This is a genomic window from Cytobacillus firmus NBRC 15306, from assembly GCF_001591465.1.
In the GTDB taxonomy this organism is placed as follows: domain Bacteria; phylum Bacillota; class Bacilli; order Bacillales; family Cytobacillaceae; genus Cytobacillus; species Cytobacillus firmus.
On sequence record NZ_BCUY01000100.1, the window covers coordinates 1 to 11,243 of the forward strand.

The 11,243-nt window shown below is 42.7% G+C and carries 10 protein-coding genes, 1 pseudogene and 1 riboswitch; of the genes and pseudogenes, 5 read left to right on the plus strand and 6 right to left on the minus strand.

Annotated elements, in window-relative coordinates:
• Positions 1-200: 200 nt before the first annotated feature.
• Positions 201-737: pseudogene (pgoN, locus tag BFI01S_RS19090) on the plus strand (glyoxal/methylglyoxal reductase); the annotation flags it as partial.
• Between the two features lie 43 nt (positions 738-780).
• On the opposite strand, the gene BFI01S_RS19095 reads toward pgoN, so the two are convergent.
• On the minus strand, positions 781-981 hold the full coding sequence (locus tag BFI01S_RS19095; protein ID WP_061794017.1) for a hypothetical protein: 201 nt from the start codon (positions 979-981) through the stop codon (positions 781-783).
• 161 nt (positions 982-1,142) lie between these two features.
• Between BFI01S_RS19095 and BFI01S_RS19100 the strand changes: the two genes are divergently transcribed.
• Positions 1,143-1,715, plus strand: a complete 573-nt coding sequence (locus BFI01S_RS19100) for a hypothetical protein (protein WP_061794018.1) — start codon at positions 1,143-1,145, stop codon at positions 1,713-1,715.
• Between the two features lie 32 nt (positions 1,716-1,747).
• Here BFI01S_RS19100 and BFI01S_RS19105 read toward each other — a convergent pair whose 3' ends face one another.
• Positions 1,748-2,056, minus strand: coding sequence for a hypothetical protein (locus BFI01S_RS19105; protein WP_061794019.1), 309 nt, complete (start codon positions 2,054-2,056; stop codon positions 1,748-1,750).
• A 285-nt stretch (positions 2,057-2,341) separates the two neighbouring features.
• Between BFI01S_RS19105 and BFI01S_RS23550 the strand changes: the two genes are divergently transcribed.
• Together BFI01S_RS23550 and BFI01S_RS19110 are read left to right on the plus strand one after the other, a co-directional pair.
• Positions 2,342-2,485: a hypothetical protein gene (locus tag BFI01S_RS23550; protein WP_169799790.1), complete on the plus strand. Its 144-nt coding sequence runs from the start codon at positions 2,342-2,344 to the stop codon at positions 2,483-2,485.
• A 25-nt stretch (positions 2,486-2,510) separates the two neighbouring features.
• Positions 2,511-2,846: a DUF3889 domain-containing protein gene (locus BFI01S_RS19110; RefSeq protein WP_061794020.1), complete on the plus strand. Its 336-nt coding sequence runs from the start codon at positions 2,511-2,513 to the stop codon at positions 2,844-2,846.
• 98 nt (positions 2,847-2,944) lie between these two features.
• Here the strand turns inward: BFI01S_RS19110 and metH are convergent, their stop codons facing one another.
• The 4 genes from metH to BFI01S_RS19130 are packed head-to-tail and all read right to left on the minus strand — an operon-like array spanning position 2,945 to position 10,532.
• Complete coding sequence (gene metH / locus BFI01S_RS19115; RefSeq protein WP_061794021.1) at positions 2,945-6,391, minus strand: methionine synthase; 3,447 nt, start codon at positions 6,389-6,391, stop codon at positions 2,945-2,947.
• Entirely contained in the window at positions 6,384-8,234 is a 1,851-nt protein-coding gene (locus tag BFI01S_RS19120) for a bifunctional homocysteine S-methyltransferase/methylenetetrahydrofolate reductase (RefSeq protein ID WP_061794022.1), read from the minus strand. Before BFI01S_RS19120 ends, metH begins: the two co-directional genes overlap by 8 nt.
• 4 nt (positions 8,235-8,238) lie before the next feature.
• Positions 8,239-9,423, minus strand: coding sequence for a cystathionine beta-lyase (gene metC / locus BFI01S_RS19125; protein WP_061794023.1), 1,185 nt, complete (start codon positions 9,421-9,423; stop codon positions 8,239-8,241).
• Positions 9,420-10,532, minus strand: a complete 1,113-nt coding sequence (locus BFI01S_RS19130) for a methionine biosynthesis PLP-dependent protein (protein WP_061794024.1) — start codon at positions 10,530-10,532, stop codon at positions 9,420-9,422. Before BFI01S_RS19130 ends, metC begins: the two co-directional genes overlap by 4 nt.
• A gap of 75 nt (positions 10,533-10,607) precedes the next feature.
• A riboswitch (SAM riboswitch) is annotated at positions 10,608-10,723 on the minus strand.
• Positions 10,724-10,914: 191 nt separating this feature from the next.
• On the opposite strand from BFI01S_RS19130, the gene BFI01S_RS19135 reads away from it, so the two are divergent.
• The gene (locus BFI01S_RS19135) at positions 10,915-11,154 is read left to right on the plus strand and encodes a hypothetical protein (RefSeq protein WP_061794025.1); all 240 of its coding nucleotides are present in this window, start codon (positions 10,915-10,917) and stop codon (positions 11,152-11,154) included.
• Positions 11,155-11,243 lie beyond the last annotated feature (89 nt).

An 11,243-nucleotide genomic window follows, 5' to 3' on the forward strand; every position in this document is an offset into this window, starting at 1 on the left:
ATAAGGAACACCCCCATTGATTGAAGTTTCACTTTATTGTCATTATATAGAAGTTATTCTAGCTTAAACGTGATATAAATCACAGTTTAAGATTATTCTTAGACAAACATCAGCCAAAACCTTCATTACTAAGCATAAGATTTTGATAACTGAAAAGAATGTGAGAAAATTATCCAGTACTCCAATTGCTAAAAAGAGGTGATAAGCTTGGTCTTGAGTATATCGATCTTTACCTGATCCACTGGCCTGTGAAAGGGAAATATAAAGAAACATGGAAAGCACTCGAAACTCTTTATAAAGAGAAGAAAGTAAAGGCAATTGGTGTGAGCAACTTCCAGATTCATCACCTGGAGGATCTAATGAAGGATGCTGAGATAAAGCCGATGGTCAATCAGGTGGAGCTTCATCCTTTACTCTGCCAGTCTGAACTAAGGGACTTCTGCAGGAATCAGGACATTCAGATAGAAGCATGGTCACCACTCGCACAAGGAGAGCTTCTTGAAAACGCAGCACTGAAGGAAATTGCCCAAAAGTACAGCAAATCGGTTGCACAGGTTATCTTAAGATGGGATCTTCAGAACGGTATTGTTACTATACCAAAGTCAATAAAAGAACATCGCATCATTGAAAATGCTGATGTATTTGACTTTGAGCTTTCTTCAGAAGATATGGACAAAATCAGCAGCTTAAATGAAAATAGACGAGTAGGTCCGGACCCTGACAACTTCGATTTCTAAATAATGCAGCAAACCGGCAGGCACAAAGCCTGCCGGTTTGCTTTTACTCCTCAAAATAATCCCGAAATTCTTTTGTATCCGTTTCAGCTTTATTCTTAAAGTAAGGATTGTCTTCAGTCGAATTTTCCGGATCTAGATTGGTCTTTATCACAAGTGTCGGCCCCGAAGTATGTCCGGCAATCATCCGATCATCCAGTTCTTCGAAATCCGGCAGCTTTTTGCTTCCTGGTTTTATTGGATCCATGGCTGCACCTCCCATCATTAGCGTGCAATGAGCAGGCACAATTTATTCATTATCAGTCCCTTAAGTACGAAAGAATGTTTGCACAGGCTGAAAAAAGGATATTAGGGAAAATAACTATCTTAGTGTTACATCTACCCTGGTTTTTGATGGAGGAAGAAAAAATGAGTATTTTCGAGAATATTTTAGATATCCTGGAGAAAAAGGGGGCTATTTCCATCCCTTCTTTGCTGGATGAAATGAATAGGGTGAGTAATTTTCAGAGAACCGGCGCGAAATCTGTTGAATTATCACATGTAAAATCAGTCATCAGCAGGAAAAGAGAGCTGTTCCATATTAAAAATAATATTGTCACGATTGATCCTGATAAAGATCCCATCCTTTTGAGCGTCAGTCTTGGCAGTTATCCTGGGCCATGGTACAAAATTGAAGTGGATTTCATCAATGGGCGTTTTGATTATTTTGAATGGCATTTAAGTTCGTTTTCATCAAGAAATGAGCTGCCGAAAGCGTCAGGAAGCATTGAAGAATTTAAGAAAGAATTATACCGGCTGAAAATTTGGAAGTGGCAGAAGGAATATAAAAATCCAGGGATTTTAATGGATAGTGTGACATGGTCCATTAAGCTGGTTACGAAGGAAAATATTTTTGAGAGTCAGGGGATACAGTCATTCCCTAATGGCTGGGATAAGTTTTGCATGGCACTTACGAATCTGACGGGAAAATATATCTGCTAAAAAGCTGCTGCTGAGAAACTGGCTGCAGCTTTTTAGTTTTCTGAAATCATCTTTAGGACAAAACTCTTATCTTCCTCATCAATAAACAGGCAATATTCTTCTTCCTCTGATATATCCATCAGCTGCTGAAGTTCTTTTGGGATATGGATGGAGCCATTTTCGGAAATAAGTCTTTTATTGTGGGTTGATTCCAAATTGGCTCTTTCAATAATAATTTGATCATGATCGAGGCGTAGATCAGCCAGTTTTCCAGGCAAAAGACCAAATTGGCTGCGCCACTTGCTGGGAAGCAGAATTTTACCTGTTTTATTGAAATTCTTGCACTTGTACATTGTCAGCATGCTGATCAACTCCTTCTTTGCTTGTTAATCTATTACACATATTGGAACTTTCAAAACACGATTTCCCAGCATTTTTTTAAAAATTCATCAGACCCGGCAAAAGGGATGAATAAATTTCCTTTAAATACAAAACCTTAAAATAAAGGTGGGGTAAATTTATTCTGTTCCTGATGAAATCAATATTTATGTATGTTTTTCATTTGGCATTTGTGGATAAAAAAGTGTTATCCAAGTTAGCGAATGAATTTTAAAAAAACTTATGAACAAGGGAGAGGAGAGATCAAAATGCAAAAAAGAAAAGACGTTTCCTGTACGGATGAAAAAGATATTCTCCATCATCTAATGGAAGAACAAATTGCTTATATCTGTGTGGAAGAAGAGGAAGAACGGATGAAGGAAGAAACTATGAATAGTGTCAATAGCGATTAGGATACTTCCCGGAAAGAGGTTTAAGATGAAGAAATTAATGATCAGCCTTATGGTATTGATGTTCTTAACAGAATACATTCCCATTCGGGCAATCACTGAAGAAGCGTATGCAGAGAGACCGGAACCAGCCTATGCAAAATGGGGCAGACATGCTATGGAAACGGCAAAAGAGAAATACCCCAGGGCTAAGATACTTGACTACCTGCATATCGGCAGAGAAAAGAGACAAACAACAGATATCGAAAGGTTCAAGCTATGGATAGAAGATGGCGGCAAAGAGTTCGGTTTATACATTGATATTGAATTTGATTCACAAACTGAAAGAGTTGTCAGGATTGATACGCGAAGATCAGCAAATTAGCTCATTCATAAAAATCTCCCTCCTTGCTATGTATTCATTGTATAGGCTGTGAGGAGGGAAAGGCAAATACCCGGCCATTTTACCTGCCGGGTATCTTATTATCTCAATACATTAAAATATCTGGCTTCCGGATGGGCAAACACCATTGCAGATACAGAAGCCTCAGGTTCCATCATGCATTCTTCAGTAAGCTGAACACCGATATCCTCAGGCTGTATAAGCTTAAACAGCTTTTTCTGGTCCTCAAGATCAGGGCAAGCAGGATAGCCGTACGAAAAGCGCTGCCCCTGGTATTTCGCTGCAAAACGGTCTTTCATCGTCATTTCAACCGGATCAGGAAATCCCCAGCGATCGCGGATCTGGCGATGGATCAGCTCAGCAAGGCCTTCAGCCGTCTCCAAAGCCAGCGACTGCAGGGCATGGCTTTCCAGGAATCTGCCTTCAGCTTTTAAACGGTCTGCAATAGCGCGTATTCCTTTCCCGGCAGTCACAGTAAAGAAGGAAACATAGTCCATTTGACCGCTTTCTGTTGATTTAAGGAAATCTGCCAGACATAAGAATGGCTCTGATTCCTGGCGCGGAAACTCAAATGTCTCGATGACTGTTTTTTCATCCTCAGCATAAATAAACACCTTATCGCCATCTGACTGGGCAGGGAAGAATTGATAAACTGCTTTTGGCTCAATCCAGTTTTTCTCTTTTGCTTCAGAAATCAGTTCATCAACCATTGCGTTAATTTTAATGGCTTTTTCATTTTTTTCCTCAAGCAGCTTTTGCAGGTTTCCTTTTAAGCCAAGGTGATGGCCAATAAGCATCTGCTTGTTAATATAGGGTTCAATATGTGAAAGGGAATAGGTTTTCAGCAAATGCCTTTTTAAATCTTTTGGAACAAATACAGGTACTTGTGTGCTTACTGTTGGTTTAGGCTTTACTGCAACCGCCACTGATCCGCGGTCATAAGGTACCGCATTAAGCGCTGCAGCCTGTTTTTCTTCCTGCTGGATTCGCAGTTTCTCAGCTTCTTCAGGCTCCTGAAGCTGATTGGCTAAAGAGAGACCGTTCATAGCATCTTTGGCATACAGCACGAGACCGTCATATTCCTTGGAAATTTTAGTATCAGTAAATTTCCTTGAAAGGGCGGCACCGCCTACTAAAATCGGAATATCGATACCTGCCTGTTTCATGTCATGGGCCGTAATGACCATCTGCTGTGCAGATTTAACAAGGAGACCTGAAAGGCCGACCATATCCGGGTTTTCACGCCTGATGTTTTCAATCAGTTCAGCAGGGGAGACCTTGATTCCCAGATCTATCACTTCATATCCATTATTGCTTAAAATAATATCCACAAGATTTTTCCCTATATCATGAACATCGCCTTTAACGGTTGCCAGGATGATTTTCCCCTTGGATGAAGATTGGGCTTCACCTTTTTCCATATGCGGTTCAAGATAAGCGACAGATGCTTTCATAACCTCGGCGCTCTGCAGAACCTCTGCGACAATCAGCTGATTATCATTGAACAATCTCCCGACTTCCTTCATTCCGTTCATTAAAGGCCCATTAATGATATCAAGAGGAGCAGGGTATGCTTGCAGGGCCAGATCAAGATCAGGCAGGAGCCCTTCTTTTGTTCCCTCCAGAATATAATAAGCGAGGCGTTCCTCAAGTGTCATATCCGGAAGAACACTTTTGCTTTCTTTCTTCTTATCCCGGTAAAAATCAGTGAAAATGGCAAGTGATTCATCAGTAGTTTCAAAAAGCAGCTTTTCAGCCATTAAGACCTCTTCCTTTGAAATAGAAGCAAATCTTTCGAGTTTCTCTGTATTCACTATCGCATAATCGAGGCCTGCCTGAGTGCAGTGATACAGAAATACTGAATTTAATATCTCCCTGCCGACAGGAGGGAGGCCGAATGAAACATTACTGATTCCCAGAATGGTTTGAACCTCCGGAAGTGCCTCTTTAATAAGTCTGATTCCATCTACCGTTGCCTTTGCAGACCCGATGTATTGCTCATCCCCTGTGCCGACAGGGAAGACGAGGGGGTCAAAAATAAGATCCTGAGGCGGGATATGATATTTATTTACAAGCAAATCATGAGAACGCTTTGCAATCTCAAGTTTACGTTCAGCCGTAACACCCATTCCGACTTCATCTATCGTACCTACTACCACAGCTGCACCATATCGATGAATGAGAGGAGCTATAGCTTCGAATCTTTCTTCGCCATCCTCCAGATTAATGGAATTTATGATGGCTTTCCCCTGTGAATAGGTGAGGGCCTTCTCGATAACCGTTTCATCAGTTGAATCAATGACCAGCGGAACCTTAATTTTTTTTACTAATTCCTTGATAAAGTTTTCAACATCCTGCATTTCTTCACGGTCAGGATCTGCAAGGCAAATATCAATAACATGGGCACCGCCTTTTACTTGTGCACGGCCTATTTCAGCAGCTTCTTCGAACTTTCCTTCAGCAATCAGTCTTTTAAACTTGCGTGAGCCAATTACATTTGTGCGCTCGCCGACCATAATGGGCCTTAATGTCGGGTCATCATAAATCAGAGGTTCAATTCCAGAAACTTTATGCACTGAATTCCCCTCATAATTCCTGGGTTTATAATCTTTAACCGACTCAGCAATCGCCTGAATATGTTCAGGGGTGGTTCCGCAGCAGCCGCCGACAATATTCAGCCAGCCTTCCTTGGCAAAGCCCTCAAGCTTGCTCGCCAGTGATTCCGGAGTTTCATGGTACTGTCCTTCTTCATCAGGCAATCCTGCATTGGGATAGCAGCTGACTGCTGTGGATGCCAATCCTGACAAAGAACGGATATGATCCTGCATGAATTCGGGCCCTGTCGCACAGTTGAGTCCAACTGCCAGAGGGTTCATATGTTCAAGCGAAATATAAAAGGCTTCAATCGATTGGCCTGCAAGGGTTGTGCCCATCGGTTCAATTGTTCCGGAAACAATGAGCGGCAGCTTTATTCCCGTCTTTTTTGATGCCTTTTCAATGCCGATAAATCCAGCCTTCACATTCAGCATGTCCTGGCTGGTTTCCAGGAGAAGAAGATCGGCTCCACCGTCAATTAACCCTCTGGCTTGTTCTTCATAAGCCGCAATCATTTCTTCAAATGTAGACCCGCCGGTTACACTCAGCGTCTTCGTCGTAGGTCCCATGGCACCAGCCACATATCTTGGCCATTCAGGAGTTGAAATGCGGTCTGCAGCTTCCCTGGCAATTTCAACAGCAATTTTATTTAGTTCATAAGCTTTTTCTTCCAGATCGTAATCTGCCAGAACAATGCTGGTTGCGCCAAAGGTATTGGTTTCAATAATATCTGCGCCGGCTTTTAAATATTCAAGATGAATATGTTCGATCACCGAAGGAGCTGTTATATTTAAATTTTCGTTGCAGCCTTCATATTCTTCGCCGCCAAAGTCATCCGCGGTAAGATCGGCCCTCTGCAGCATGGTGCCCATTGCTCCATCCATGATCAGGATTTTCTTTTTTATCTGCTCCTGCAGTGATGGTTTATGCATGTTGTTTCCTCCTTGAAAGCCGTTCGGTTGTCTCACGGGCATAGTTTGATAGTTCAACAGTCATTTCATAGCGCATAAATGGAGTGATGAGGTAAATGCCATTAAACAGCTCTGCCGCGGCATCGATCAGCGACTTGGCAATAGCTATGCCTTCAGTTCCAGCCTGTGCAGGATCATCTTTCAATGAAGCCATCCTGCTTCTAATACTGTCGGAAATTTTGATTCCCGGAACTTCATTATGAAGAAACTCTGCATTCCGGCTGCCGGTAAGAGGCATTAGGCCTATATAAACAGGTGCTTTTAAATCTTTCACAGCCTCATGAACTTCCAGCAGCTTCTCTTCAGAAAAAACAGGCTGCGAGATGAAATAATCTGCACCATGTTCAATTTTCTTTTCAAGCCGTCCAACAGCTTTTTCCAATGAGCGGACATTGGGATTAAAAGCCCCTGCAACTGAAAAGGCAGCTTTCTGGCCGAGATCTTTCCCTGAAAAAGATAACCCTTCATTTAACTGCTTGATCATACTGATCAATTCAAATGATGAGACATCATATACAGAAGATGCTCCTGGAAAATCACCGACACGTGCAGGATCACCCGTTACGGCAAGAATATCATTTAATCCAAGTGCGTGCAGACCCATTAAATGGGATTGCAGTCCAATTATATTCCGATCCCTGCAGGTCACATGAACAAGCGGGCGCAATCCTGTCTGCTGCCTGACGAGATATCCAAGCGCAGAGTTGCATACCCGGGGGGAAGCAAGGGAGTTATCTGCAAGTGTAATAGAATCTATTCCGGCTTCCTTCAATGCTTTTGCACCTTCGAAAAAGCGTGAAGTATCAAGCTTCCTTGGGGGATCCAGCTCAACAATTACGGAAGGCCTTTCCCTGACAATATCCTGAAGAGGAGGGAGCTCTCTGGATGATTCCGGTTTCTCTGAAACTATAACTTTATTAACTGCCTTAATTTCTTTTTCTTCGATTGGTGGAAGTCCTTTTAATACATCAGCAAACGCCTTGATATGGTCAGGTGTTGTTCCGCAGCAGCCTCCAAGAAGGCGGACACCCTGATTCCGGAATTCTATTGCGGACTGCCGGAAATATTCCGCATCACCTTCATAATGAAATTTGCCGTCCGTATAAGCTGGAATACTGGCATTTGGATAAGCAGATAAATGGGCATGTTTTGGCAAAGGCACACTTTCGAGCGTTTTCAGCATATGATGGGGGCCAAGCCTGCAATTGATTCCCACAACATCCGCACCAATGCCTTCAAGCTTTGCTAAAGCATCAGCGATAGAAGTCTGGTTCTGAAGCACACCCGCTTCCTGAAGAGACACCTGTGCGATAATCGGCAAATCAGTTTCTTTCCTGGCTATGGCAAGGACAGTCTCAAGCTCTTCCAGGTCATAATAGGTTTCAAGCAAAATACCATCTACATTCTCAAGCAGCAGGCAATAAAGCTGCTCCCTGAAGCTTCTTTTTATTTCTTCAAGTGTAATCATGTTGGGCTTGAATCCCCTGATCCCGCCGATTGTACCAGCAACATATGCACGTTCCGCGGCAGCTTTTTTGGCAATCCGTGCTGCTGCACTATTAATCTCTTTCACAGAGTCTTCAAGCCCATACCGCTGAAGCTTCAGATAATTCGCAGCATACGTATTTGTTTGGATCAATTCAGCCCCTGCGCCTATGTATGCTTCATGGATGTGCTGGATCTGTTCTGATTGTAATAGATTTAATTCCTCAAAACAGCTGTCGGTACCATAGGAGTACAGAAGAGTTCCCATCGCGCCATCTGCTATGATGATTTCATTCTTTAATTTATTTAAGAAACTCAAAGTATCACCCCCGCTGTAAAATCGAATGCTTTGTTTGACCGGCAGCAGATAAAGCTGCCTTGAAATCTTCTATAATATCATCTGGGCTCTCCAGGCCAACGGAAAGACGGAGAAGACTGTCTGTTATTCCGCGCTGTTCTCTTTCAGGTGCAGGCATGGCTGCATGCGACATTTTGGCAGGGTAGGAGAGAATGGATTCAACTGCTCCCAGACTTACTGCAAAAACAGGAATTTTCGCATTTTCCACAAATACTCTCATCGACTGTTCATCTTCAAGTTCAAAAGATAAGACCGCACCAGCGTTCACAGCCTGCTTTTTCTGGATGTCATAGCCGGGATGTTCTGCAAAACCGGGATAATGAACCTTTTTTACTGCAGGGTGATCATGAAGGAAACGGGCAATCTTCTCAGCTGATTTCACAGACTGATCGAGCCTTACCTGCAGAGTTTTAATGCCTCTCAGCACAAGCCAGGCATCCTGAACACCCAGAACAGCTCCAAAGGAGTTCTGGAGAAAAGCAAGTCTTGCACCTAATTCCGGATCTTTCACAATCGCCAGGCCAGCCACGACGTCGCTGTGTCCGGATAAAAATTTGGTTGCGCTGTGCAGCACTATATCTGCACCTAAAGAGAGCGGTTTTTGAAGGGCAGGGGTAAGGAAAGTATTATCCACAAATGTCAGGGCTCCATGCTGTCTTGCCATTGAACTGATGGCCTGTATATCTGTCACCTTCAGCAGCGGATTGGAAGGAGTCTCTACATAGAAAACTTTCGTATTGGGACGGATTGCTTCTTTTACTTCCTCAAGATTTGTCATATCAACAAATGTGTGCTCAATGCCAAAACGGGACAGGACTTCTGTTGTCATGCGATAGGTTCCGCCATATACGTCTTCTGTAATGACCACATGATCACCCTGTGACAAGAGGAGGAATGCTGTGGAAATGGCAGCCATTCCAGAAGAAAAGGCAAACCCTCTAATCCCTTCTTCAAGCTCGGCAATTACTTCCTCAAGTGCTTCCCTTGTTGGATTCAGGCTGCGGCTGTAATCATATTTTCCGAATGCATCTATATCTTTTTGATGGAAAGTGGATGCATGCTGGATCGGTACACTGACAGCTCCTGTTTCCGGGTCGAATTTATGATTATTGTGAAGCAATTTCGTTTGGAATGTGTAATTCGTACTCATCGTACTGCCTCCTTAACAACTTTTGCAAAAGCATGTTCAAGATCCGCCTTCAAATCTTCTGCATTTTCGATTCCAACCGAGAAACGCAGAAGCCTGTTACAGACACCTGTTTCAATACGGATCTCTTCGGGGATGTCAGCATGCGTCTGTGTTGCGGGATATGTTATAAAACTCTCGACTCCGCCAAGGCTTTCAGCAAAGGAGATGAGGGAGAGGCTCTGCAGAAAAGGATTCACCCAGGATTCATCCTGGACCCGGAAAGATATCATTCCTCCTTTGCCTGGATAAAGAACATCCGTTACGGCAGCGTGGTTTGATAAGAAAGCCGCTAATTCCCGGGCATTTTTCTCATGCCGTTCCATGCGAAGAGAGAGTGTCTTCATGCCTCTGATCAAAAGCCAGGAATCAAATGGGCTAAGGACTGCACCTGCAGCATTGTGGTTCATGGCAAGATCCTCACATAACTGTTTGCCTTTTGCGACAATTAAACCGGCAAGGACATCATTATGGCCTCCAAGATACTTTGTTGCACTATGGATGACAATATCAGCTCCAAGCTTTAGCGGCTGCTGAAGAAGGGGGGTATAAAACGTGTTATCCACGATCAGTAGAATATTATGCTGTTTCGCGATGTCAGCTATCAACTGAATGTCTGTCTCTTCCATCAGCGGATTAGTGGGAGTCTCCAGGAATATAGCCTTCGTATTTTCAGTGATAAGCGCTTCAACACTTTCCGGAGTGCTCGTATTCACATATTTGCTCTGCAGTCCCCATTTTTTGAAGCCCTGTTCAAGCAGACGATAGGTTCCGCCGTATAAATCCTTGGAAACAATCCATTCATCTCCTGATTTAAAGAGGGAAAGAATCGTAAGAATGGCTGCCATTCCGGAACTGCAGGCATAGCCCTGGTCGCCTTCTTCCAGATCGGCGATTGCCTTTTCAAGCAGCTGGCGGGTAGGATTGCCTGTTCGGCTATAATCAAAGCCAGTTGACTGGCCAATGCCTTCATGGCGGTAGGCGGTTGAAAAGTATACAGGTGGATTGACTGCTCCTGTTGCTGATTCGCTCCTGTTTCCGATTTGCGCTAATTTGGTGTCAATATTGTACATGCTGGTAAACACTCCTTCTTTAAAATAAAAAAAGCCTTCTATAAGAAGAAGACTTTTTAATGTGAACAGCCATTCTTCTTATCTTTCAAGTTTCTAAAAAACTTGCAGGAATTAGCACCTTTTCAATCAAAATGCGATTGCTGGTTGCTGAGGCGTCGTCGGGCCTTACCCTCGACCTCTCTGGATAAGAAATCAAATATTAAATTTTCTCTAAACTTTACTACAGTAAACCGCTAATAGTCAACACTTTTTTGAATATTTCATGTATTGATTCAAAATGACCCCTGCTGGAATAAACTGTTATGGGTAAATTACTTTAAAGTTCAGAATATTTCCTTTATAATAATGAGGAAAATAATATTTTTCTTGGAGGGAAGCTTTTATGCAAGAACATAGTCACTGCCGTCACAGATTTGCTGAAACAGATGGGCCAGCCGTTTTCCGGACAATTGATGGCATTGAAGTGAATGTTGCCGGCAGCTTATTCCAAAAATGTACAACATGCGGTCATTTTGATTTTCCCGTAGTTACCAGAGAAGCCATTGAATCTTCCCTTAAAGAAAACAGAAAAAATACCAATGAATCGAAACAAATCTATATAAATCTGGTAGAAACTTTTTAAAGCCGAAAAATTTCGGCTTTTTTTATATGTTCAGTTATTTCTTATTAATAAATGTTTACCCTTTTACAAATCATTTTATTAGAATAAGT

Excerpts from the sequence above, each read along its gene's own strand:
- BFI01S_RS19095 (WP_061794017.1), bottom strand. The coding sequence starts at position 981 with ATGGATCCAATAAAACCAGGAAGCAAAAAGCTGCCGGATTTCGAAGAA.
- BFI01S_RS19130 (WP_061794024.1), bottom strand. The coding sequence starts at position 10,532 with ATGTACAATATTGACACCAAATTAGCGCAAATCGGAAACAGGAGCGAA.
- BFI01S_RS19100 (WP_061794018.1), top strand. The coding sequence starts at position 1,143 with ATGAGTATTTTCGAGAATATTTTAGATATCCTGGAGAAAAAGGGGGCT.
- metH (WP_061794021.1), bottom strand. The coding sequence starts at position 6,391 with ATGCATAAACCATCACTGCAGGAGCAGATAAAAAAGAAAATCCTGATC.
- BFI01S_RS19135 (WP_061794025.1), top strand. The coding sequence starts at position 10,915 with ATGCAAGAACATAGTCACTGCCGTCACAGATTTGCTGAAACAGATGGG.
- BFI01S_RS19110 (WP_061794020.1), top strand. The coding sequence starts at position 2,511 with ATGAAGAAATTAATGATCAGCCTTATGGTATTGATGTTCTTAACAGAA.
- BFI01S_RS23550 (WP_169799790.1), top strand. The coding sequence starts at position 2,342 with ATGCAAAAAAGAAAAGACGTTTCCTGTACGGATGAAAAAGATATTCTC.
- metC (WP_061794023.1), bottom strand. The coding sequence starts at position 9,423 with ATGAGTACGAATTACACATTCCAAACGAAATTGCTTCACAATAATCAT.
- BFI01S_RS19105 (WP_061794019.1), bottom strand. The coding sequence starts at position 2,056 with ATGCTGACAATGTACAAGTGCAAGAATTTCAATAAAACAGGTAAAATT.